Here is a 23263-nt window from a genome sequence, read left to right on the forward strand (position 1 = left end):
CTGTCTCACTCAGCGATACGCTGGGCAGGTGACTGGCGGCGCAAACCTCGACACCGTGCTCGGCAAGGCGGTGACGATCCTGCGTGCCTTCCGGGCTGACGATCACGTGTTGCCTCTCGCCACCCTGGTCCAACGGACCGGACTGCACAAGGCAACGGTGCACCGCCTGGCCAACGAACTGGTCGCGAACCGGCTACTGGACCGTATCGACGGTGGCTACCGGCTCAGCGGCGGCCTCTTCGAACTCGGCATGCTCGCCTCCCTCGAACGCAGCCTCCTGGAAATGGCGATGCCGTTCCTCCAAGACTTGTACGAGCGGACCCACGAGACAGTCCACCTGGGGGTCCGCGACGGCCACGACGTCGTATACGTCGCGAAAATCGGCGGACACCGGCAAGCCAACTCGCCGTCCCGGACCGGTGGCCGGATACCGCTGTATTGCACCGCAATCGGCAAGGCGCTCCTGGCATTCTCCGACAACGAATTTCGTCGCGAGGTGCTGTCGGAACCGATGACCAGACGCACCCCGCACACGATCGTTGCGCCCGGCATTCTCAATACCCAACTGAACCGAGTGGTCGAGACCGGTATTGCGTTCGAGCGCGAGGAATCAGCGCCGGGTCTCGCGTGCGTTGCGGCGCCGGTATTCGGGACCAACGACAAACCCGTCGCCGCCATCAGTGTCACCGGTCCCACCAGTCGCTTCGTTCCCGAGAGCCAAGTGCCTTACGTTCGCGCCGCTGCCGAAGGCCTACACAGCACCATCGCTCGCCGCGAACGACTGCGGTGATCCGGCCGTCCCGGCCCGGACGAGCCCGGTCAAGGCCTGCGGCAACGGCCCCTCGTGCAAGACGCCGAGACGTTGGGTTGCGCGGGTGAGGGCGACATAGAGTTCCGACGCGCCGCGTGGGCCGTCGGCGATGATTCGCTCCGGTTCCAAGACGAGCACGGCATCGAACTCCAGACCCTTCGTTTCCGAAACAGGCACAGCGCCCGGCACGTCCGCAGGTCCGATGACGATGCTCGTACCCTCGCGCCCGGCCTCGTCCTGATTGAATTCGTCGATGGCGGAGGCTAGTTCGTCGGCGAATATTTGTCTGGACCACGGCGCGATCCCGCAGGCGCGGACGGACTCGGGTGGCTGCACGTCCGGCGCGAACTCGGCGAGCAGGGCGGCGGCGACGCTCATGATCTCGGCAGGGGTGCGGTAGTTCACCGACAGGGATCGGTAGATCCAGCGGCCGGGGACGTACGGCTCCATCATCGTCGCCCACGAGCGGGCACCTGCGGGTGAACGTCGTTGCGCGAGATCGCCTACCACCGTGAAAGACCGGTCTGGGCAACGGCGCATCAGGACTCGCCAGTCCATCTCGGACAGCTCTTGGGCCTCGTCGACCACTATATGCCGGTACGTCCAGTGTCGGTCAGCAGCAGCGCGTTCGGCGAGTTCCCGGGTATCGCGTTCGACGAAACGATCCGCCAGGTCCTCGGCGTACAGCATGTCCTGGGCGAGAAGGTGATCCTCGTCGTCCATCAGATCCTCGCGGCTGATCATCATGTCCAGCACGCCCGCTGCATACGCGGCTTCGTCGCGGCGTTCACGTTCGGCACTCTGGTCGACGGGCTTGTCCCGGCCGAGCATGTCCACCAACTCGTCGAGTAACGGAACGTCCGAGACAGTCCAGGCGTCACCGTCCTGGCGAAGCAGATTCTCGTCCGCGCCTGCCGCGCGTAGTCGCGCTGGAGAAGTAAACAGCTGTGTCAGTAGCTCTTTCGGAGTCAGGATCGGCCAGAGCGTGTCGAGCGCCGCGGTAAATGCGCTGTTTTCCACCAGCTCTGCGGTCAGGTCCGTCCGCACTTGCTCCCAGGCTTCACGGTCACTGCGTGTCAACCACCCCTTGCCGATCCGCGCTATCGCCCGTTCGGTCAGCGCCCAGGTGAGGATTTCGGTGAACACAGTGCGTGCGTCGTTGTGGGGGAGTCCGCTCGAACGGGCTTCTTCTCGGGCCCACTCCGCGGTTTCGGCGTCGATCCGCACCGTGACGTCCGCCAATTCGATCAACAGTGGGTTCTCGGGCAATTGCTGGTGATCGGCAATCGCTGCGCCGAGAACGTCCAGGATCTTCAGCGAACCTTTGAGCCCAGCGGCCTCCGGAGTGTCCTCGGAGGTGACGCGTAGACCGGGAACGAGATCACCGGTGGTCATGAACACCACGTCGGACTCTCCCAGCGAGGGCAGTACGCGGCCGATGTGGTTCAGGAACGCCGGGTTCGGCCCGACCACGAGAACGCCGTGACGTTCCATCCGCTCTCGCTGGGTGTAGAGCAGGTAGGCGACGCGGTGCAAGGCGACGACGGTTTTCCCGGTACCTGGGCCACCTTCGATCACCAGCACCCCGGGGTGTTCGAGTCGGACGATGTCGTCCTGTTCGGCCTGGATGGTTGCCACGATGTCCCGCATTCCCTCACCGCGGGGTGCGTTGACTGCCGCGAGCAGGGCGGAATCGCTGTGCGTGTCGTGTTCTACGCCGTCGGGGCGCCCGAGTACCTCGTCGGTGAAATCGACCACGCGTCGACTCCGGGTGCGGAACTGACGGCGTCGACGCATGTTCTCCGGGTTGGCAGCGGTGGCAACGTAGAACGCGCGAGACGCCGGCGCCCGCCAATCGAGCAGCACCGGTTCGTAGTCGTTGTCCGCATCGAGAAGGCCGATCCGGCCGATGTAGGAGGTCTCGCCCGAATGCGAGTCCAACCGGCCGAAGCACAGTCCGTTGTCGGCTACGTCCAGCCTTTTCACCTCTTTGGCAAGTGCGCGCACCTCGGCGTCGCGTTCCATGAGTGCTTCGCCATTTCCGCGCAGAGCGGTGTTGTACCTGCCTTTGACTCGGGCGCGCTCCGCATCGAGGCGTGCGTAGAGCCCCTCCACATAGTTCCGCTCGGAACGCAGTTCTTCTTCGTATCCCTGGGTTGGCACGTGCCCTCACTTCCGCTGGCTGTTCCGATCCCGTAGTCGGTCGTGCGGGATCGGAAGAGCCATTCTGCGGCACTACCCGGGCCTTGCCGCAAGGCCCCCAGTGGGATATATATTGATAGTGGAAGGGAGTGTTGATCCTCCCTCACAGTTCCTGTAACAGATCCCTCAGACTGACGTACGGCTCCCAGCCTGGTCGATGTTTGGACCCTGAACGCCACGGGTACAAATCTAGTGGCCGGTGTTCCAAAATCGGTTGCCCTCATGAACTTACGTGGATCGAGGGATTGTGAAGGCGATACTGGCAACGGCCGCAAGCATCCTTCTGGTGGTTGCCTTGGCCGTTGCCATCTTGCTTTTCCTTTCCGGATCTCCGCGCGAAAGCACCTCACACGAGCTTGCCGATACGGTGCACACGATCGGCGGAAAGCCGACCACCTGCAGCGAGTTGTTCGGCGAAACGTGCAGCTTCGCTTTGCAGTCGGACTACAACCAGTGGGGACAAGACCTCGACAGTTTCGTCAATGCGGGAACTCTCGGTCCCTTCGCCCGCAGCATCGGTTTCGTGGCGGAGGCAAAGCTGAGCCTGCAAGCATGCGAGGTCAGCGCCGCAGCTGGTCGGACGATTCTCGATTTCTACACTCTCGCCGAGATCGACCATCCTGCGGCAACCACCACCGATCTCTTCCCCTTCTGGAACGAGTCCCGCCAATTCCTGTGCCCGGTAAACAGTTTCTGAGAACGGTTGATCGTTACTCGCGGAACGACCTCGTCGTTCGGCTACGACGAGTCATGGTCTGCGCCTGGTCGGTGCACGGATGTTTATGCGAATTTCGACGGGGTAGGGCCTTCTGTGTGGGAGTCCTGCCTGTGTGGGAACCCTGAGCGAGAATCCGAAACGTATTGGAGGGTCAACGTGCCAGATGACAAGAGCGGTCCCAGCGAGGGAATCAAAGGCGTAGTAGAGGACGTCAAGGGTAAGGCCAAGGAAGCCGTTGGTGCGGTTTCCGGAAACGACAGTTTGACCCGAGAGGGCCGCGCCCAGCAGGACAAGGCCGAAAGCCAGCGAGAAGTCGCGAAGAAAGAGGCGGAAGCCGAGAAGGCTCGCGCCGAAGCGGCCGCAGACGAAGCGCGACAGAAGTCCGAGCAATAGCCCTGACGCACTCGTCACCCTCGGCCTGGGATTGATCCCAGCCCGAGGGTGAGTCGTGGCTCCGCGTTCAGTTTGAAATCTCTACTTACTTAGGGCGTAACAAGATTCGTGCGCCCAGCATGACGATCAAGAGGAGCTGTTCGATGCCTTCATCTCAGTCCGTCCCAGGTGCACCGGCCCCGAAAGCGCCGGACCTGAAAGAACCGGTCAAGCCTCGACAGCCGTTGCCGCCCAAGGACGACCAGCGGCAGCCGGAGGTGCGTACCGTCGCGGGTGCCGAAGAGAAGGTGAAGGGAAATGGACGTGGCCAGCGGGGGGAGTACCTCACCACCGCCACCGGTACACGGCTTTACGAGACCGACCACTCACTGACCGCAGGCGAGCGGGGCCCGACTCTTCTGCAGGATCACCATCTGCGCGAGAAGATCACACACTTCGATCACGAGCGAATTCCGGAGCGTGTCGTCCACGCCCGCGGGGCGGCCGCGCACGGCACGTTCCTGGCGAATGGCGCAGCCGAAAACATCTGTAAAGCCTCGTTGTTCGCTTCAGGTGCCAGAACCCCGGTATTCGTACGCTTCTCGACAGTTCTGGGTTCACGCGGTTCGGCGGATACCGTCCGAGACACACGCGGCTTCGCCACCAAGTTCTACACCGACGAAGGTGTATTCGATTTGGTGGGCAACAACATCCCGGTGTTCTTCATCCAGGACGGAATCAAGTTCCCGGACATCATCCATGCCGCGAAACCCCACCCGGACCGGGAGATTCCGCAGGCGCAGAGCGCGCACGACACGTTCTGGGATTTCGTGTCGCTGCACACCGAAGCCACCGCGCACACATTGTGGAACATGTCCGATCGAGGCATCCCGCGCTCCTATCGCATGATGGAGGGCTTCGGCATTCACACGTTCAGGCTCGTGAATGCCGACGGCGAGACGAATCTGGTGAAATTCCACTGGAAGCCGGCCGCCGGAGTGCATTCACTCGTGTGGGAGGAAGCGCAGATCGCCGGCGGTGTGGATCCGGATTTCCATCGACGCGATCTTGCCGACGCCATCGAGGCGGGCGCATATCCGTCCTGGGATCTGGGCGTGCAGGTGTTCCCTGATACCGAAGACGAAATGTTCGAAGGCATAGATCTATTGGATCCCACCAAGATCGTGCCCGAAGAACTCGCGCCGGTTCAGGTCATCGGAACGATGACACTCGACGCCAATCCGACGAACTTTTTCGCCGAGACCGAGCAGGTCGCATTCCACCCGGGCCACTTGGTTCCGGGCGTCGACATCACCAACGATCGTCTCCTGCAGGCGCGTTTGTTCTCGTACCTCGACACCCAGATCACGCGACTCGGTGGCCCCAACTTCGACCAGATTCCGATCAACCGTCCTCACGCGCCTGTCAACGACATGCTTCGCGACGGCTTCCATCAGGACGGCGTGCATACCGGAGTCGCTCCGTACCATCCCAATTCGTTGGACGGTGGGTGCCCGTTCATGGCCTCGGCGGACAGCGCGGCCTATATCGAGGTGCCTGAGGAAGTTTCAGGGCGAAAGGGGAGGCAGGCGCCGGCATCGTTCGACGATCACTTCTCGCAAGCTCGACTCTTCTACCGCAGTCTCTCCCCAGTCGAACAGGAGCACGTTGCGCAGGCGTATACCTTCGAATTGGGCAAGTGCTACGAGGAGAACATCAAGACCCGGAATCTGGGAATCTTGGCGAACATCGACGCGGGTCTCGTGTCGATTGTCGCAGGGGGGCTCGGCCTTCCGGTTCCCGAACCGACGGAGCCGTTGAGTGATCCGGAGCTCAGCCCTGCACTGTCCCAGGTTGGCGCGGAATGGCCCGTCGACGGAAGGATCATCGCGCTACTGGTCGACGAGAACTCCGATCTCGACACCGTGGTCGCCATTCGAGACAAGATCTTCGACGCCGGCATGGTGCCGCTGATCCTCGGCCCGCACGGCGGAACCATCGGGGACGGTGACGACGCGGTGACGGTGCAGCGAACGTACCTCACGGCTCGTTCGATCGAATTCGATGCAATCCTGTTGAGCGGCGACGTTTCTCGGATCGGCGAGGGCAAGTTGGATCCACGGGTGGAGACACTGCTGAACGAAATGTATCGTCACAGCAAGGCAATTGGTGGTTGGGGTGAGAGCATGAGTGCGCTGGCTGCCGCCGGTATCGACGAGTCTGCATTGGGAGTCGTCGTCGATGCTGACGCGGAAGGAGCCCTCGCCTCACTCGCTCAGCTTCTGAAGACACACCGCGTGTGGGGGCGTTTCGAGGTGCCGCCTACACCGTCGGAGTGAAGACACGAGTGAAGGGACGAAACAGTGGCTCGCAAGGACTCACAACCTCAACTCAAGGATCAAGAACTCTACGAAGAGCTACGTGAGAAGGGTGATTCCAAGGAGAAGGCGGCTCGAATCTCCAATGCGGCCGCCAATCGAGGGCGGTCGACTGTCGCCAAGTCCGGCGGACAATCTTCGCCGTACGAGGAGTGGACGGTCGACGATCTGAAGAAACGCGCCAAGGAACTCGATCTGCACGGGTACTCGAAACTGAACAAGGGTGAGCTGATCGAGAAACTCCGCGATCACTGAGCCGGATTCTGCTCGAGTTGTATTCTGCTTGTGCAGAATAAAACTCGAGCGTTCGGTTCAGTGCCCTTCTTGATCGAAGAGTTCCTGACCTTCCAGTCGCTTGACCCGACGGTGTTCCATCAAGATGGCCAGTGTTCCGACGACGAAGGACACGACGCACACCGCGCCGGCGATGACTGCCCATCCGCGAAATCCGTAACCTGCTGCCACCAAGGTCAATCCGAGTGTTGCCAGACCCAGCCCGATCAGCAGGTATCCGGGATAGTTGCGCCCGTCGCTGATTGCCTCCCCGACGTGCGATCGATTGGTGTGTTCGTCATCTACCGGTGAACTCCCGCTCATGTTGGTCACGGCGCACTCCATCCTTCGCTCATGAAGACTTGCGATTCTTCGCTCGTCGTCGGTTCACAGGGCAACTACCCGATCGATGGGTGAATGAAACAGATGGAGTAGTGCCGAAGTGCAGAGAAAGCCGTACGCTCGAAGTATCGGGTGTGGAGGAAAACCGGTGCGAGGAAGGCCTATGAATGGGAAGTCGACTCCTGACCTATTCTCGGTAGGTACACCGACTCTCGGTGTCGAGGAGGAGTTTTTGCTCTGCGATCCGCAGACTGGGCGTCCCAGTCTGCGCAACTCCGAGGTTGCTGCTGCCGGGCGAGAACTCGGTATCTCGTTGCAACTCGAACTCACACGTTGTCAGGTGGAGACTTCCACTTCGATCGGCAGCCACATTCGTGACCTTCGTGACCAACTCTGTGAGTCTCGTGCCCTCACCGCCGATGCCGCTGCCCGCGTGGGATGTCAACTCATCGCTGTCGGAACGCCTTTCTACGATCCACCGGTCGACGAGATCACGCAGAAGTCGCGGTACCAACGGATGGCCGGTCAATTCGGTGCAATCACCGAAGGTGTGATGTGCGGTTGCCACATTCACGTGGGTGTCGAAGATCGAGAACGATCGGTCCAGATCATCAATCATCTGCGTTCATGGTTACCAACTTTGTTGGCATTGACGGCGAACTCCCCGATCAGCGAGGGACGCGATACCGGTTATGCGAGTTGGCGTTACGTTCTGTTCGGCAGATGGCCCAGTTCGGGTCCGCCACCCTTCTTCGAGTCCGTGGGGCACTACGAAGATGCCGTTGCAGCGATGCTGGAGACGGGGGTCATTCTCGATCCGCACATGGTCTATTGGGACGTGCGCATGTCGGATCACCTTCCCACCGTGGAGATTCGGATCAGCGACGTGCCCGCCACCGTGGAGGAGACGATGACTCTGGCCACACTGGTGCAGGCACTCGTCGGCACCGCATCCGCTGCGATCACCAAAGGTGAGGTTGCGCCTGCCGTCGATCAGGAGCTACTCCGCGCGGCTTGCTGGCGTGCAGCACGCGACGGACTCGACGGCAGGTCGCTGGACGTGGAATCCGTGCGTTTGCTGACTGCACACCAGGCGGTTCGGCGATTGGTGGATCATGTCGAACCTGCTCTGACCGCATTCGGAGAGTTCGAGCAGGTCACGGCTTCCTTGGACAAGGTCTTCAGCAACGGAAACGGGGCGATCGTGCAGCGCCGGCAACTCGCACGCCGGTCACGGGTGGCCGATGTGATCGACGAGTGCGCCCGACGCACTTTCGAAGGGTGCAGTTCACAAGGTGGCAGTGAGCTGTAGGGCACGGTTGGAATTGGCATTCCAAGACTTCCAATTTCTTATCGAGGTCACCGATCGGACAGCAGGAGGAGCAACATATGAATGGCGATCCACGACCCGAGCTTGCGTCGGACAAGGATCTCGACGATATGTGCAGGCAGTTGGCTGCAGCAGTAGAGGAACACGGTCTGTCGGTGGCGACGGCGGAATCGTTGACCGCCGGGAACATCGCCGCACATCTAGGAAAGGCGCCGAACACCGGTTCCTGGTTTTGTGGCGGGATCGTCGCATATACCCGAGCGGTCAAGCATTCCGTTCTTCATGTTCCTGACGGCCCAGTCGTCTGCGAGGACGCTGCTCGGGTCATGGCACACAGCACTGCCACACTGTTCGGCGCGACGTTGGCACTGGCGGTCACCGGCGAAGCCGGTCCGGATACCCAGGAGAACGTCCCACCGGGAACTGTGTGGTTCGGAGTCGTCGATCATGGGACCGCTGAAACAGAGAAGCAGGTTTTCTCAGGTGACCCCGAAGCTGTCCTGGGGGCGACCGTCGAGCATGCGATCGGTCTACTTCTGCGTCACGCGTCCGGTCGTCGCACGCCAAGTTCGATAGGCGTGGTGTAGTCGAGAATTCAACTGTTCGAACGATTCTTGTGATGTCCCTTGTGTTTCGCAGGAGCCTGAGCAGTAGGAATCAGACGGCCGTCGGCCGTGTATTTCTCGACTACAAGGTGCTTGCTGACGCCTCGATTGGCATCCACGGCGCACGCGATTGCTTGCTTGTCGGAGTCGAAAGGTTCCTCGGTCGAGGAGCCGTCGGGCATCGTGATCTTGTACCGATCCATACATCGACTATTGCGGGTAGATCCGCCTCCGACAACCTTTGCTCACGGAAATGTCGGCCAGGAGAACAGAAGGTCAGCGGGTCCAGTAATCTTCGGGCCTTCGACCTGAACGGAATCCGTAGTGTTCGAGCATCGCTGTCGCTTCCGGGAAGTTCGCCGCCAGAGCCTCGGGCACATGGGCATCGCTTCCGAATGTCACCGCTTTGCCTCCCTCTTCGCTCCACCACTGGGGTATCCAGGACCACAGTCGACGGGTGTTCATCTCGAGCGCCCGACCGCTTTCGGCGATAGCGCGCATCGCATTTCGGAATCCGTCCTCGAATCGGCGGGGATCGAAAGGTCCGGCGATTTCGGTCGGCCATGCACGCACGGCGTAGTCGATATGGGTGAACACCTCGAAGGTCTGAGAGCCAGCCACCATACGCGGGATCTCTTCGAGGTAAGCCCACATCACTTCGTCGGCGCCCCACTTTCGAAACAGGGTGTTCGGTTCACTCCGATCGTCGCCGACTTCGAGCGTGTGCAAGGACCCCAATACCCGGTCGATCACACCGAGATCAAGGAGGTGCGACGCCTGCGCTTCGTGCAGGTGCGGTTGTCCGAACTCGACTCCGGTGAGAATCCGCAATTCAGGAAAACGGTGTCGACATCGTTCGATGCTGTCGAGATAGCCGTCGCGGTCGAGGATGGGTGCGCGGACGTAGCCGTCGGTGCTCAGCAGGTGATGTTGATGGGGCATCAGATCTGCGGCGGTTGTGCGCCACCGAGCATCGAAGTCGAGATGCTCGGTGAACACCAAGGCGGGCAATCCGATTGCTTCGGCACGTGCGCAAGTCTGTTGCATTCGCCCGGAAGCGTCGGACTGTGGCCCGCCGGTATCCCACGACCACTCGCTGTGAACATGACTGTCCGCGGGTAGTTGCATGTTCAGTTCGTATCAGAGCGCGGGAGTTCTGGTGTGATTACAGTTCGGACTGGCGTACGAAGTCGCTCTGTGCGTGGGTGCCCCAAATTTCGGAGGACTGAGTCTCGGGTTCGCTGTCCAGCTTTCGAACTTCGTGAATGAAGTCCACTCCGTTCAGTTCGTCGGACGGAACCGACAGAAGCTTGCATGTGGTGCTGACGAAGAATCGCTGGACATCTTCCAACTCGAGACGCCCACCGGGCCGGTACCAGTGCGCAACCCCGGTGCACATCTCCAGTATCGCGAGTCGGCTCAATGCCAGATCTTCGATGTCGAAGGCGCCCACGCGTTGTCCGCGTTCGAGGATCTGTCCGAAAAGAAGCTCGTACTCGTCGCGCAGCGTCTGCAACTCGATGCGGTTGTCTCCGGTCAATCCGCGCATCTCGTACTCGGCGACGCGGGCAGTCAGTTGGTTGACAGCGGTAATGCCGACGTGCGACGACACCAGGCCGGCGAGCTGGACCACGGGATCGGCGCTGCGGCGCATCGCCCGCTCTCCCGACTGTGTCAGCTCGTCGAGGCACGACCGAATGATCGAGGCCAACAGTGACTCTTTGCTGCCGACGTAGTGATAGAGCGTTGCCGAGTTGATGCCGGCTTCTGCTCCGAGTTCACGAATGCCGGTAGCGGCGAACCCTTTCGTCGCGAACAGCGTGACTGCCGCCCGTTGAACGCGCCCCAGGTCCATGATCCTCATTTCGGTTGGTTGCCCAATCATGCTAGCATCGCCGCCGAAATCGACTGACCGTCAATCAATTGATTGATAGCTGCCTGTGTACTGGCAAATTACATATCTATTCATCAATCGATCGATTGAAAAATGCTTGACTGTGCGTTGGGTCACTGCATAGTGTTCTTGTCGAGCCTCCCCTCGGTGCGCGAGCTAACAGGGCACTCCATACAAGGAGCAATGACATGAACGACGCGAATCCTCCATCTCCCGCAACTGTCGACAGGCCTGCCCTGCGGCGTGTAGCCGGATCAGTTCTGGTCGGCACCACGATCGAGTGGTACGACTTTCAGATCTACGGCGCCTCCGCCGCTTTGGTCTTTGCGCCGCTGTTCTTTTCGGGCGCAGATCCCGCGCTGGCGACGATTCTCTCCTTCGCTACCTTTGCGGTCGGCTTTCTGGCGCGGCCACTCGGCGGTGTTGTGATGGGCCACTTCGGTGACCGCATCGGACGCAAGAAGGTCTTGGTGCTTGCACTTCTCTTGATGGGAGCTGCAACATTCCTGGTCGGCGTCCTTCCGACGTCTTCCCAGATCGGTGTGTGGGCCCCGATTCTTCTCGTTGTGTTGAGGCTGATTCAAGGATTCGGCGTCGGCGGCGAGTGGGGCGGTGCAGTTTTGACTGCTGTGGAGTACGCACCCAAGAATCGCCGCGGCTTCTACGGCAGCATGCCGCAGGTGGGTGTGCCCGCCGGCCTTCTGCTGGCGACGGCCGTCATGTTCGGCACCAAGGCGCTCACCGGAGACCAATTCCTGGTGTGGGGATGGCGAATTCCGTTCCTGCTGAGTATCGCTTTGGTTGCAGTGGGGCTGTACATTCGCACGGCGTTGGAAGAGACTCCGGCATTCGCTCGCGTGAAGCAGCAGAACACCGCGGTCAAGATCCCGATGGTCGACGCGTTCAAGAACTATCCTCGCCAGATCATTCTTGCCGCAGGTTCGATGATCAGCACCGGCGCCTACTTCTACATCCTGAACACCTACAGCCTGACGTACGCCGATCAATTCGATCTGCTGTCCGGAAACCTCATGCTCGGCGCGGTCATGGTCTCCGCCCTCGTTGCCGTCATCTTCATTCCGATCTTCGGTCAACTGTCCGAAAAATTCGGACGACGCCGGATCCTGATGGTCGGCATCACCGGCATGGGTCTGTGGGTCTTCGTTGCATTCGCCGCGATAGATACCGGCAACTTCTGGATCACCACCGGCGCATTGGCGGTCGGCGCCTTCATGCTCAGCATCTCGTACGGGCCGCAGGCGACGTTCATCGCCGAATTGTTCGACGCCCGGGTGCGCTACAGCGCGGCCTCGATCGCTTTCCAGATCGGTGTGCTCTTGGGTGGAGCAATCGCGCCGATGGTCGCGGCCATGTTGGTCCGCGCGACAGGTGGATCGTTCGCGGTGGCTGTGTATATCGCTGCCCTGTCGGTGATTTCGCTGATCAGCGTCTACTTCGTCCGTGACACCGACCTCGACGAAGGAAGCCGCGACATGTACATCGATGACAACGGGGCCTATCTACCGCCGGTCGATCAACGCTCAACGGTTGTCAACTAGTAGAGGAAACTTCAATGATCACAAAGAGTTTCGAAGAGATCTCTGTCGGAGACATTGCGGTAACGGACCCGCGGGTCGTCACCGAAGACTATGTGCGAAGTTTCGCCGACCTCACCTGGGATCGCCATCCTCTTCACCTCGACCCCGACTACGCGCAGCAGACGCGCTTCGGTCGCCAGATCGCCCACGGCGCACTCATGCTGTCCACCTTGCTCGGCCTGGTGGAGTTGGATCCCCGTTACCTCCAGTGCTTTTACGGACTTGATCACGTCAGGTTCCACCGGCCGACCTACCTCGGCGACTCGGTGCATGCGGTGTCGGAAGTGCTGTCGGTGCGCCCTCGCTCGGACGGTGAGACCGCGATCGTGACGTCGAAAGGCTCACTCGTCAACCAAGACGGAGACCTTGTTTTCTCCGGCGAATTCTCTTTCCTGGTAGGCGAGACCCATTCTCTCGACCTCGAAGTGGGTGCTCGGTGAGTTCTCGGCCGCATATGTCATGGTGGCAGGATCTCGAAGCGGAAAACTTCGAATGGACTGTGCCAGAGCAATTCAACATCGCGCACGCCTGTGTCGATGTGCAGAATCCCGATGATCTAGCCCTCGTCGTAGACACCGGTGGACACTGGAGTCGGTACACCTTCGGTGAAGTCGCCACGACAAGCCGTAAGTTCGCAACCGTGCTTGCGGATCTCGGCCTTGTCTCAGGGGATCGCGTCGGTGTGATGGTCCCACAGGGGATCGAGGTTCTCGCGACACATCTGGGCGCCTTCCGATCCGGAATGGTCACCGTTCCGCTATCGGTCAAGTTCGGGTCGGATGCGGTCGTTCATCGAATGCGTGACTCGGGAGCGAAAGTGCTTGTGGTCGACAAGGACTGTTACGAACGAGTTGCCGACGGAATAGGTGAGATCCCCGGCATCGAAGCCGTCATCGTTGTCGGAAAGACGGATCAGCCCTCCGATTCGACCCCCGTTCGACTTCTCGATTTCCACAGCCTCGTCGACAGTGCCGCAGAAAGCGCGGAATTGGCGGCGACGGGCCCCGATTCACACGCCATCATCATCTATACCTCGGGAACGACGGGGAATCCGAAAGGCGCCCTCCACGGGCATCGAATTCTCTTGGCGCACATGCCCGGTATGCGGACGGCATTCGACAATGCGCCGCAGCGGGGAGATGTCTTCTGGACGCCGGCAGACTGGGCCTGGATCGGCGGTCTGTTCGACGTTCTGTTTCCAGCCCTTGCGTTGGGGTGCCCCGTTGTTGCGACGCCCGACAAATTCACACCGGCGCGTGCGGTCGAGATTCTGAGCCGTCACAAAGTAACGGGTGCCTTCATTCCTCCGACTGCGCTCAAGCAGATGCGGAGTATCGGCGTCGACGGCACCGCTGCGCGTGGTATTCGGCTGCGAGCATTGGGAACTGGTGGTGAAGCCCTCGGTGACGCATTGCAGGCGTGGGTTGCAAACACACTCGGCGTAGCTGTCAACGAGTTCTACGGGCAGACGGAAATGAATCTGACCATCGGCACTTCGCGTTCGAAGTGGACGCCCGTGAGCGGCTCGATGGGTCGCGCTTTTCCGGGCTTCGACGTCACCCTCCTCGATCCGCTCGGCGAGCCGGTAGCGGTGGGGCAGGTAGGCGAGATCTGTGTGAAGGCAGGCAACCCCGGACAGTTCCTCGGCTATTGGAACCAACCGTCGAAGACTGATGAAAAGGTCTACGACGGGTGGATTCATACCGGTGATCTGGGTCGGACCGATGAAGCGGGGAACTTCTGGTACCAGGGGCGTGCCGATGACGTCATTTCGTCCGCGGGGTACCGGATCGGCCCCGGCGAGATCGAAGAGTGCCTGCTCTCGCACGACGAGGTAGCCATGGCCGGCGTCATCGGTGTTCCGGATCCGTTGCGCGGGGAAGCCGTTCACGCTTTTGTCGTTCTGTCCGAAGGAACGAACTCTTCGGAAGAGCTTCGCCAGGAGTTGCAGACCCACGTGAAAAGCCGCCTTGCTTTCTACCAGTACCCCAGGCAGATCACCTTCATCGACAGCTTGCCGCTCACCACCACGGGCAAGATCCTACGACGGGAACTCCGAACATTGGCCACTGACGCGAACGGCCTTGGCTAGCAGACGCCTACATGTTGGGTAGGACCACGACGAAGAACCAACCGCTCAGGGCAAGACCGATGACGCCGGTGAAGAGGCCGACTATTGCATCCCACGGCAGCTGGCGGGCATTCGAGAGCAGATGCCCGCCAGACTTCTTCGGGCGACGTCGGAGCGCAAAGATTCCTGTTGTAATCGCGCCCGCACCCAGAAGGATGCCGAAGCCGAAAGCCCAGAACAGGAGTACCGACAGCGCGCCGAGCATCTCCGACCTCTCACTCCAGCGTGCGACGCGCTGTGTTTCGGTCGGGGGAGGCCACTTGTGAGAAGGCGACAGAGCTGCACCGAAACGGCGGGTGTGATGACGAATTGACTGGTCGCTGAGAAACATTGTCCACCACGCCTGGAGTTGAGTCGATGTGCCGCCGGTATCTACTCGTCTACCCCTTCTCCGTGGATATATGCCGCTGAAGTTGGGGCTAGCTGGTTGCGTCGCGCAGCGGAATCTCGATCAGAAGCTCACTGGAACCCCGTACCTCTCGGGTCGATTGATTCTCATAGGCGTGCAACAGCTCTCGCGGTTTCGAATTGCAGGAATGTCATTCGATGTGAACAAGACCTTCCAGGGCGTCGAGGACCCGGTCCAGCCCGAATTTCCACGCTGCCTCGGGGCTGTACGGGGTGTTCTTGGCTTCGCCGGCCGCTCCTCCGACTCGCTGCGCCAGCGGGAAGTTGTCGCCGAGATAGGCAGCCAGACGCTGGTTCCAGGACGACCACACCTCGGCCATGTCGGCCGCTCGGGGGTCGGGGCGCCGTGCTTGCGCCGAGGACCGGGCGAAGTCGGCGACAAACGTCAGCGCGGAATCCCGCTCGATGTCGCTCAGCCCGGTGCCGTCGAACGCGTGTAGTTCGTGGTCGTACTTCGCGATAGTTCCCGGACCCAACGCGGAGCGCTGATCGGTGATGTCCAGGAGCCACCAGTGCTCCGAGTAGAGGGCAAGTTCCTCCTCGGCTACCCGGCGCACGCGCTTGCGCCACGTCATGTTCCCGTACGACAGGCGCGGACTGTTGCTGCGCACGGTGTCGACCATGAGCACCAGGAGATCGTCACGGGACCCGACGTGGGTGTACACCGCCATGCCCGAGATTCCGAGCTCGGCGGCCAATCGGCGCACCGTCACCGCGTCCAGCCCTTCCACGTCCGCGAGGGCAAGAGCGACGTCGACCGCCTGTGAGGTGGTGACCTTCGCGCGAGGGCCGCGGGCTCCACCCTTCGGTGCGAGGGGGTGATCGCGCCACAGTAGGTCGATCAGTTCGCGTGCCATCAGCCGTCTCCAGAAATCGGGAATACCTCAACAGTGGTATACCTTATACGGTGCATACTGTATGCACTGCACAAGGTTTATGATCATGGAGGCCACGATGAAAATCACCAGCACTGCTCTGTCCTTGAACGTTGCCGACACGGACGCGTCGGCCCACTTCGCGAAAACCCATTTCGGCTTCACCGAGGCCATGTCCGACGATGGATTCGTTTCTCTGAATCATCCGGATGCCGGGGTCAACGTGGTCTTCCTTCGCACCGGTCTCGGTACGTTCAAGCCGGACTTCGTTGCAGGTTCGGCCGGGCAAGGCATGCTCATCGCATTCGTGGTCGATGACGTCGACGCCGAGTTCGCCCGCATCGCTGCCGAAGGTGCCTCCGTCGTCACAGAGCCGGAGACCGAACCGTGGGGCGAGCGCTACTGCCAGTTCGTCGATCCCAACGGCATCGTGTGGCAGCTCGTTCAGTGGGTGTGAAGAACCCGAGCGCTCGGCTCGGCGGCGCGCGGCACAGAACGTAACCAGAGGGCGCGTTCGACGGACTGAGCTTGGAAGCGTTGCGGTGAGATCCCGTGCGCAGTGCGAAACGCTCGGCTGAATGCGGGCAGGTGCGCGTAACCCAGGTTCCTCGACACAGTGCCGGGTGCAACCCCGAGTTGGAGTTGGGTGCGTGCCTGGGTCATCCGTGAAAGCGATCGCCATTGCGGATACGTAGTGCCGGTCTCGATACGGAACTCCCGGCGCAGCCTGGCAGCGTCGGTACCGAACTCTTGCGCCCACTCGTCCAGAGTGCGAGGGTCAGCCGGTCGGGCGGAGATTGTCGCTGCCAGTCGTGTGGCAATCGAATCGGCGGCAGACCCGTTCGAAACCGATTGTGCGAGAGGGCCGGTGGCGATGATGTCGAATGCTGCGGCGCTGTCGTGGCCACGCGGGCGCAAGGGTGTGTAGGCGGCGACGAAAGTGTGCAGCAATGCCAATTCGTCATCGGGGGAGAACTGCACGGTCTCGAGGGCGTCGGCAGATACGGTCGATCCGTTCGAGGAGCGGAAGCCGAGCGGCAGAAGCAGTGAACCCGTCGGAACCGTGACGGTATTGAGGACGCCTGCAGGCAGAATCATGGCCTCGCCGGTGCGCAGTTCCCAGCTGCGGTCCGCGACGTCCACCCGGGCTTGGCCTCGGTAAACCCACACTGCGACGTGGGCGCCGTTGACGCGCGGCCAGGTCGCGTTGGCCGGTATCGGCGGCGCAGTTTCTCCGGGCTGCCTGGGCTCTGCGAGCATGCGGACCAATGCTTGATCGTTGTCGGTGTCCACGCTGCGATCGGTTGGACCGGAGAGGGCCCGCCGACGGTAGTCGCTCGGGCTCTCTCCCATCTGGGCCCGGAACGCGCGAGTGAATCCGCTTCCTGTTTCGAAGCCGACTTCGTTTGCAATCCAACCGATCTCGCGGTCCTGCTTCAGGTACTCCAACGAGGCGGCGATCCGGGCTCGAAGCCGCCAGCGCGTGAAGGTGAGGCCGGTTTCTTCCACGAAGTACCGCTGGAGCGTTCGAATGCTGATCCCGGCACGCTTCGCGAATTGTCCCTCGGTGTCGTCGGTGCCAGGCGTTCGCAAAAGGGCGTGCGCGATCTCGAACGCTTCCCGTGACTGCGGCAATCGCGGCAGCGAGGTGGCCCCGTCGTCAGCCCGGGCGATCATCTCGAACAAGGACGACGGGTGTGCAGCGTCGCCGCGCAGATAGCCCAGGTTGTGAACGAACTCGTGGATCAGTCTGTCTTCCCATCCGGGCGGAACGCGCAGGCGCGTCACGGTAGCCGGCCCGGCGCTGGCGCCGTTCGAAGGCGGAAGCAGGATGGGAAACGCGACGGAATCCGAGTCCGTCTCCATTGCGTATCGCGCACCCGCCGGGATCCACAGCGATTCGCCAGCTGGTATCTCGTGGACCGTCGATCCGACTCGGACGCGTCCGCTGCCTGCAAGAACCCAGAACAACAGCGGCGAGCGGGCGGTGCTGGGCTCGGTGGCGCTCGCACGGACCGGCGCCAAACCGATCGCGTTCGGCTCAGATAGTGGTAACACGTTGGCGCTCCTGGACAACCCTTGCTACTTAAGTATGGCTAACTTTACCTCTGCCGTCTGCGTTCGCAGCGGCGCACTCTCGTACCTTCAGAAAGCCATAATCATGCGCAGATCACTTCGCCCGACGGCGGCAATACTCGCCGTGGTCGTCGCCCTCGCTCTTGCCGGCTGCTCCAGCTCGTCAGATAGCGATGCCGGAACCGAGGGCACCCAGAAAACCTCAGGTTCTGCCGAGGGATGGCCGCGCACCGTCGATCACGGCGACCGCAGTACCGAGATCACCTCGAAGCCGACCCGAATTGTGTCCACCTCGCCGTCGTTGACCGGCACGCTGCTTGCAATCGGTGCGCCGGTCGTCGCCAGCGCGGCAACGACGCCGTCGGGAATGACCGATGAACAGGGGTTCTTCTCCCAGTGGTCGGAGGTGGCAGCTGATCGTGGAGTAGAGGTTCTCTACCGAAATCTCGAGCTGAACCTCGACGCGATCGAGACGTTCGAACCCGATCTGATCATCGGGTCCGCCAACGGAGGTGACTCGACGCTCGACGCCTACGCGCAGCTGAGCGACATCGCACCCACCGTTCTTCTCGACTACGGCGCCAGCTCCTGGGAGGAACTCGCAGATCAGCTGGGGACTGTCACCGGACTCGAGAGCGAGGCCGACAAGACCGTCGACGAGTACGACAGCTGGGTGACGACGCAGGCCGGGAAGATCAAACTTCCCGAGCAGCCGGTGACGGCGCTGGTCTACATGGGTGCCGACGGTGTCTGGACGTTCCGGGCCGACAGCCCACAGGGCAATCTGTTGACCTCGCTCGGCTTTACCTATGCCGAGCCCGCTGAGCAGTTTGTCGCTCCGGACAAGCGGGGTGCCTCCGGCGTCGCGATCGTCAGCTCCGAGAACATGTCTGCCGCCCTTGACGGCTCACAGACGCTGTTTGCCGTCTCGATGGGACCCAAGGATGTGGAGAAGCAACTTGCTGCCGATCCGCTTCTCGCCAATCAACCTGCTGTCAAGGGTGATCGGGTCTACGCGATGGGAACGGCGGCTTTCCGCCTCGACTACTTCAGTGCCAAGCAGACAGTCGAGTCGCTGGTGTCCACGTTCGGTGGATGACGGCGTGAGCGCTTCTTCACAGTCCCGGACCGAAGCACCGCTGTGGTCCGGGACAGCCGCGCGTGCGGGGTTGTTGGTCGTGGCCTCCGTGGTCGTGATCGTGCTGGCGTCCGTCGGTGGGCTGGTACTCGGCTCTCGCAATATCCCCGTCGCCACCGTGCTCGACGCGATCCTTTCCTACGACGCCGGCAACAACGAACACCTCGTGGTGATCGGATCACGCTTGCCCCGAACAATTCTCGGGCTGGTGGTCGGGGCTGCACTCGGACTGGCCGGCGCGCTGATGCAGTCGATCACCCGCAACCCTCTGGCCGATCCGGGGCTACTGGGTGTGAACGCCGGAGCGTCAGCGGCAGTTGTGATTGCGATTGCCTATCTGGGGGTGACTTCGGTCGGCGGTTATCTGTGGTTCGCGCTCGCCGGCGCGGCCGTTGCCTCGGTGGGTGTGTACATGTTGGGGTCTGCGCATCGCAGCGCCGCGACCCCAGCGCGCATGGCGCTCGCCGGTGCCGCTGTGGCAACGGCGATCACGGCGCTCACCAGCATGGTTCTCATCAGCAATGAGGCTGCCTTCAATCAGTTCCGATTCTGGGCAGTGGGTTCGTTGCAGGGGCGCGGCGGAGACGTGATCGTCACCGTCCTTCCCTTCATCGCGATCGGTATCGTGTTGTCGTTGTTGCTGATTCGTCCACTCAATGCGATTGCTCTTGGTGAGGACGTTGCCAAAGGGCTCGGCGCCCGCACTGGTCCCGCCCGGGCCGGATCCGCTGTAGCAGTCATCCTGCTCGCGGGGGCGGCCACCGCGGCGGCAGGCCCACTCGGATTCGTGGGGCTGGCTGCGCCGCACATCGTGCGCGGCGTGGTCGGACCGGACCTGCGTCTTCTTCTGCCGTGCGTGCTCGTCGTCGCGCCGGCGTTTCTTCTCTTGGCCGACGTGCTCGGTCGCGTTGTCACCGCGCCGGGAGATCTGCAGACGGGGATCGCGGTGGCTGTGCTCGGCGGACCGTTGTTTGTCGCGCTCGTTCGTTCACGGCGGGTGGCGTCACTGTGAACATGATTGCAGCGCAGCCGGTCCCACCGCTCTTTCGCGGTTGGGTGGTTCGAATCGAGTCGTGGTCGTGGCGCATAGTCCCGCGAGTGCTGTTCGTAGCCATCTCAATCAGCGCGGCGTTGGCGGCGCTCTCGTTTGCCACGCTGATGTACGGAACCTTGGACCTGTCCTTGGGTGAGGTGTGGCGCGCTCTGAACGGCGAAGGCACCCCAGCGGCGGTTCGGTCCGTCCAGAATCGCCGTCTTCCGCGGCTGATCACGGCGATCGGGGTGGGTGGAAGCCTCGGTGTGGCCGGCGCGGTTTTCCAGACGCTTTCGCGCAATGTTCTCGGCTCGCCGGACATCATCGGTTTCACCACCGGCGCTGCGACGGCGGCGGTGGTCCAGATCGTGTTCTTCGGCGGCGGGGTACTGCAGACCGCGGGCGCTGCTGTTCTCGGCGGCATGCTGACCGCATTGCTCGTGTACGCGCTGGCACGCAAAGACGGAGTCAGCGGCGGTCTTCGACTCGTCCTGGTCGGCATCGGAGTTGGGGCGATGCTGAGCGCCGTGATGTCGTTCCTGGTGGTACGCGCGGATATCGACGACGCCACCGTGGTGCAGCAGTGGACGGCCGGTTCGCTGACCGGGCGCGGTTGGCCACACGCGATCAGCGTTGCGATTGCCGTCGGTGTTCTCGTTCCTGCTCTCGTCGTGGTGTCCAGGCGCGTCACCATGATGGAAATGGGCGATGACGCAGCATCTTCGCTCGGAATCTCCGTGGAGCGATACCGATTCGCCGGCATCCTGCTTGCGGTCGCGCTCACCGGAGCAGCGACTGCAGCTACCGGTCCCATCGCCTTTGTGGCGCTCGCAGCTCCCCAGATCGCACGACGGTTGGCTCGGCGCAGCGGTGTTCTTGTCGCGACCTCCTTCCTGCTCGGCGCGGTTCTGTTGGCGGGCGCCGACTTGATTGCCCAAGCGGTCGAGGTCGGTCTCCGAACTCCGGTCGGTCTTGTCACCAGTCTGCTCGGCGGTGCCTATCTGATCTGGCTGCTGGCCCGTCAGGCCTGAAAACCTCGCTACGAAAGAGATTCATGACTACAGCTACTCCGGTATCGCGGCTACAGGCCGAGAAGATCGAGCTCCGGTACGCCGATCGAACCATCGTGGACGAGTTGAGTCTCGAGATCCCCGACGGCGGTTTCACCGTGGTCGTCGGACCGAACGGGTGCGGCAAGTCGACGTTGTTGCGTGCGCTCGGCAGAATGCTCGCGCCGCGATCGGGTCGGGTTCTGCTCGACGGTAACGACATTCGGTCCTATCGCACCAAGGTAGTGGCTCGGCGCATCGCTCTGCTGCCGCAGTCTCCGCTCTCACCCGGAGCGATCACCGTGGCAGACCTCGTGGCTCGCGGCCGATACCCGTACCAGAGCATGCTGCGCCAATGGTCACCCGAAGACGAGCGTGTTGTCGCCGAAGCGCTCACTGAGGTCGGAATGCGCGATGCAGCAGATCAATTGGTGGACGAACTGAGCGGTGGACAACGGCAGCGGGTATGGATCGCCATGACACTCGCGCAGCGAACCCCGGTGTTGTTGCTCGACGAACCGACCACCTTTCTCGACATCGCCCACCAGATCGAGGTTCTCGACTTGTGTTCCCAACTGCACCAGTCCGGTCGAACGTTGGTCGCGGTCCTGCACGACCTGAACCTCGCGGCTCGATATGCCACGCACGTAGTTGCCATGCGGTCCGGAAAAATCGTCATGCAGGGCAGTGCCTCGGACGTCTTCACCCCTGAGTTGCTGCGTGAAGTGTTCGACCTCGAGGCTCTGGTCCTCGAAGATCCCGAAACCGGACGGCCACTTGTTGTTCCGCGTGATCGAAGAACTGCCAGTCAGCTACCCGTCCACTACTGAACCATCGATCAGGAGATATCAATGACTACCGCATCTCGACCTGAAGAAACTGAAACCTCTGCGTCGGCAAAGGCGCCACGCGGCGAAGATCACGACCGCGGTCTCAACGACGTGGTTGCCGTCGTCGAAAGCGTCGAACGTCCGACCGAGAGCATCTTGCGCATCACCGTCCAGCTGACTTCGTCGGCGGACGACCCGAATTGGCTGCGTCCCAACGTCGCATTCCGCATCCAGCTAGGTCCGCAGTACGGCGACGTCTCTCGTGTCTACACGGTGCGCACCTTCGATGCGTCGAGCGGTTCGATGACCTTCGACGTCGTGCTGCACGGTCACACCAGCCCGATGATGCGGTGGGCCGACGACCGTCGTGTGGGTGACACGTTCTCGCTCACCGGCCCTCGCCCGCACTTCCTCGTTCCCGAGATCACTGGTCGCCGCGTCGCACTGTTTGCCGACGACACCGCGATACCTGCCCTCTATTCGATTCTGCTTCAGTGGCCCGAGGGTGTGACCGGTGTTGGTTGGGTCGCCACCGGTGACGCCGAGGCTTTCGCGGAACTGCCCGTGATCCCCGGCCTCGAATTGCATCATGTCGAGGATCGCCTTGCCGAGTATGCCCTCGAGCTCGAGAACCCAGGAGACTATGCGGTGTGGGGTGCCGGTGAGCGAGACGAAATGCGCTCCATCCGAGCGCATTTCCGTAAGACAGTCGGCCTGGCGAAGGACGATGTAGTTGTCTTCGGGTACTGGAAGCGCGGGGTCAGCACTACCGAAATAGATCAGAACAGACTTCGGAACTACACGAGCATCCTCGAAAGCGGCGGCACACTCGCGGATATCGACGATCTCGCCATCGGGATCTGAACCGACGGTTGGATACTTCAACCCGCCGCGTGTTCTTCCGGCGCCAGTGAATTGCCCGGTGCGATGTTCGAGCAGTTGTTCGGCGCCGGATTCCCGCTGAAACGGTCGTTGAGCCAGGTGATGGCGCCGGGGAGCCAAAGCGCGCCACCGGGAACGTGACTGATGGTGTCGTACTGGTCGTACTGGATGGACAAACCTGCGTCGCAATAACGAGTGGCGAGTGTGCGGACGTCCCCGGCAACCATGACTCCGTCGCCAGGGCCGACGCCGGGTCCACCTGGCTGGGTGCCCTCGAGGGCTCCGTTTGCGGCTTGAGCGATGAACATAGGGATGGTG

25 protein-coding genes are annotated in these 23263 nt (G+C 61.8%); 16 read left to right on the plus strand and 9 right to left on the minus strand.

The features are described from left to right. Positions 1–28 precede the first annotated feature (28 nt). The gene (locus tag AC1DVN_RS23755; RefSeq protein ID WP_020909647.1) at positions 29–790 is read left to right on the plus strand and encodes an IclR family transcriptional regulator; all 762 of its coding nucleotides are present in this window, start codon (positions 29–31) and stop codon (positions 788–790) included. Here the strand turns inward: AC1DVN_RS23755 and helR are convergent. After that, positions 752–2974 (minus strand): RNA polymerase recycling motor ATPase HelR, encoded by a 2223-nt coding sequence (gene helR / locus AC1DVN_RS23760; RefSeq protein ID WP_477994281.1) that lies wholly within the window; start codon positions 2972–2974, stop codon positions 752–754. The two genes, AC1DVN_RS23755 and helR, sit on opposite strands and share 39 nt — an antisense overlap. A 271-nt stretch (positions 2975–3245) precedes the next feature. Between helR and AC1DVN_RS23765 the strand changes: the two genes are divergently transcribed. From AC1DVN_RS23765 to AC1DVN_RS23780, 4 genes are all read left to right on the plus strand, one after another. Beyond that, positions 3246–3710 carry a hypothetical protein gene (locus AC1DVN_RS23765; protein ID WP_232816830.1) on the plus strand — a complete coding sequence of 155 codons (465 nt, stop codon included), beginning with the start codon at positions 3246–3248 and terminating at the stop codon, positions 3708–3710. A 177-nt stretch (positions 3711–3887) separates the two neighbouring features. Beyond that, entirely contained in the window at positions 3888–4124 is a 237-nt protein-coding gene (mbp1, locus tag AC1DVN_RS23770; protein WP_003943084.1) for a microaggregate-binding protein 1, read from the plus strand. 143 nt (positions 4125–4267) lie between these two features. Further along, on the plus strand, positions 4268–6442 hold the full coding sequence (locus tag AC1DVN_RS23775; RefSeq protein ID WP_264613561.1) for a catalase: 2175 nt from the start codon (positions 4268–4270) through the stop codon (positions 6440–6442). A gap of 24 nt (positions 6443–6466) precedes the next feature. After that, positions 6467–6736 (plus strand): DUF7218 family protein, encoded by a 270-nt coding sequence (locus AC1DVN_RS23780; protein ID WP_020909642.1) that lies wholly within the window; start codon positions 6467–6469, stop codon positions 6734–6736. 57 nt (positions 6737–6793) lie between these two features. Here AC1DVN_RS23780 and AC1DVN_RS23785 read toward each other — a convergent pair whose 3' ends face one another. Continuing rightward, positions 6794–7099, minus strand: coding sequence for a hypothetical protein (locus tag AC1DVN_RS23785; RefSeq protein WP_019745955.1), 306 nt, complete (start codon positions 7097–7099; stop codon positions 6794–6796). 160 nt (positions 7100–7259) lie between these two features. Here AC1DVN_RS23785 and AC1DVN_RS23790 point away from each other — a divergent pair, with 160 nt between their 5' ends. Together AC1DVN_RS23790 and AC1DVN_RS23795 are read left to right on the plus strand one after the other, a co-directional pair. After that, positions 7260–8408 (plus strand): glutamate--cysteine ligase 2, encoded by a 1149-nt coding sequence (locus AC1DVN_RS23790; protein WP_477994282.1) that lies wholly within the window; start codon positions 7260–7262, stop codon positions 8406–8408. A 77-nt stretch (positions 8409–8485) separates the two neighbouring features. Beyond that, positions 8486–9013, plus strand: coding sequence for a CinA family protein (locus AC1DVN_RS23795; protein ID WP_477994283.1), 528 nt, complete (start codon positions 8486–8488; stop codon positions 9011–9013). An 8-nt stretch (positions 9014–9021) separates the two neighbouring features. Here AC1DVN_RS23795 and AC1DVN_RS23800 read toward each other — a convergent pair whose 3' ends face one another. The 3 genes from AC1DVN_RS23800 to AC1DVN_RS23810 form a co-directional block, all read right to left on the minus strand. Beyond that, entirely contained in the window at positions 9022–9234 is a 213-nt protein-coding gene (locus AC1DVN_RS23800; protein ID WP_021346022.1) for a hypothetical protein, read from the minus strand. A gap of 73 nt (positions 9235–9307) precedes the next feature. Then, entirely contained in the window at positions 9308–10159 is an 852-nt protein-coding gene (locus AC1DVN_RS23805; protein WP_031333882.1) for a PHP domain-containing protein, read from the minus strand. Between the two features lie 37 nt (positions 10160–10196). Next, positions 10197–10895 (minus strand): TetR/AcrR family transcriptional regulator, encoded by a 699-nt coding sequence (locus AC1DVN_RS23810; protein WP_232816831.1) that lies wholly within the window; start codon positions 10893–10895, stop codon positions 10197–10199. Between the two features lie 218 nt (positions 10896–11113). Here AC1DVN_RS23810 and AC1DVN_RS23815 point away from each other — a divergent pair, with 218 nt between their 5' ends. From AC1DVN_RS23815 to AC1DVN_RS23825, 3 genes are read left to right on the plus strand one after another with little or no spacing between them, the layout of a single operon-like run. Continuing rightward, entirely contained in the window at positions 11114–12484 is a 1371-nt protein-coding gene (locus AC1DVN_RS23815; RefSeq protein WP_019745950.1) for an MFS transporter, read from the plus strand. A 14-nt stretch (positions 12485–12498) separates the two neighbouring features. Next, on the plus strand, positions 12499–12963 hold the full coding sequence (locus AC1DVN_RS23820) for a MaoC family dehydratase (RefSeq protein ID WP_020909637.1): 465 nt from the start codon (positions 12499–12501) through the stop codon (positions 12961–12963). Further along, positions 12960–14615: an AMP-binding protein gene (locus AC1DVN_RS23825; protein ID WP_225989623.1), complete on the plus strand. Its 1656-nt coding sequence runs from the start codon at positions 12960–12962 to the stop codon at positions 14613–14615. Before AC1DVN_RS23820 ends, AC1DVN_RS23825 begins: the two co-directional genes overlap by 4 nt. Positions 14616–14622: 7 nt before the next feature. Here AC1DVN_RS23825 and AC1DVN_RS23830 read toward each other — a convergent pair whose 3' ends face one another. Together AC1DVN_RS23830 and AC1DVN_RS23835 are read right to left on the minus strand one after the other, a co-directional pair. After that, the gene (locus AC1DVN_RS23830) at positions 14623–14859 is read right to left on the minus strand and encodes a hypothetical protein (protein ID WP_020971272.1); all 237 of its coding nucleotides are present in this window, start codon (positions 14857–14859) and stop codon (positions 14623–14625) included. Positions 14860–15193: 334 nt separating this feature from the next. After that, positions 15194–15919, minus strand: a complete 726-nt coding sequence (locus AC1DVN_RS23835) for a TetR/AcrR family transcriptional regulator (RefSeq protein WP_021333291.1) — start codon at positions 15917–15919, stop codon at positions 15194–15196. A gap of 97 nt (positions 15920–16016) precedes the next feature. Here AC1DVN_RS23835 and AC1DVN_RS23840 point away from each other — a divergent pair, with 97 nt between their 5' ends. After that, on the plus strand, positions 16017–16394 hold the full coding sequence (locus tag AC1DVN_RS23840; protein ID WP_092765721.1) for a VOC family protein: 378 nt from the start codon (positions 16017–16019) through the stop codon (positions 16392–16394). On the opposite strand, the gene AC1DVN_RS23845 is transcribed toward AC1DVN_RS23840, so the two are convergent. Continuing rightward, positions 16382–17995 (minus strand): helix-turn-helix domain-containing protein, encoded by a 1614-nt coding sequence (locus AC1DVN_RS23845; protein WP_092765702.1) that lies wholly within the window; start codon positions 17993–17995, stop codon positions 16382–16384. The two genes, AC1DVN_RS23840 and AC1DVN_RS23845, sit on opposite strands and share 13 nt — an antisense overlap. Positions 17996–18098: 103 nt before the next feature. Between AC1DVN_RS23845 and fepB the strand changes: the two genes are divergently transcribed. Genes fepB through AC1DVN_RS23870 form a run of 5 tightly spaced genes read left to right on the plus strand, consistent with a single transcriptional unit; the run spans position 18099 to position 22927 of the window. Continuing rightward, positions 18099–19112 carry a Fe2+-enterobactin ABC transporter substrate-binding protein gene (fepB, locus tag AC1DVN_RS23850; RefSeq protein ID WP_092765703.1) on the plus strand — a complete coding sequence of 338 codons (1014 nt, stop codon included), beginning with the start codon at positions 18099–18101 and terminating at the stop codon, positions 19110–19112. A 4-nt stretch (positions 19113–19116) separates the two neighbouring features. Next, positions 19117–20163, plus strand: coding sequence for a FecCD family ABC transporter permease (locus tag AC1DVN_RS23855; protein ID WP_477994284.1), 1047 nt, complete (start codon positions 19117–19119; stop codon positions 20161–20163). Between the two features lie 2 nt (positions 20164–20165). After that, the gene (locus AC1DVN_RS23860) at positions 20166–21215 is read left to right on the plus strand and encodes a FecCD family ABC transporter permease (protein ID WP_477994285.1); all 1050 of its coding nucleotides are present in this window, start codon (positions 20166–20168) and stop codon (positions 21213–21215) included. A 23-nt stretch (positions 21216–21238) separates the two neighbouring features. Further along, positions 21239–22063 (plus strand): ABC transporter ATP-binding protein, encoded by an 825-nt coding sequence (locus tag AC1DVN_RS23865; protein ID WP_477994286.1) that lies wholly within the window; start codon positions 21239–21241, stop codon positions 22061–22063. Between the two features lie 21 nt (positions 22064–22084). After that, a complete protein-coding gene (locus AC1DVN_RS23870; RefSeq protein ID WP_046379569.1) occupies positions 22085–22927 on the plus strand; it encodes a siderophore-interacting protein in 843 nt (280 codons plus the stop codon). 17 nt (positions 22928–22944) lie between these two features. Here AC1DVN_RS23870 and AC1DVN_RS23875 read toward each other — a convergent pair. Continuing rightward, a partial coding sequence (locus tag AC1DVN_RS23875; protein ID WP_477994287.1) for a lipase family protein occupies positions 22945–23263 on the minus strand: 319 nt, incomplete at its 5' end.

Source organism: Rhodococcus sp. P4_E4 (assembly GCF_056401575.1).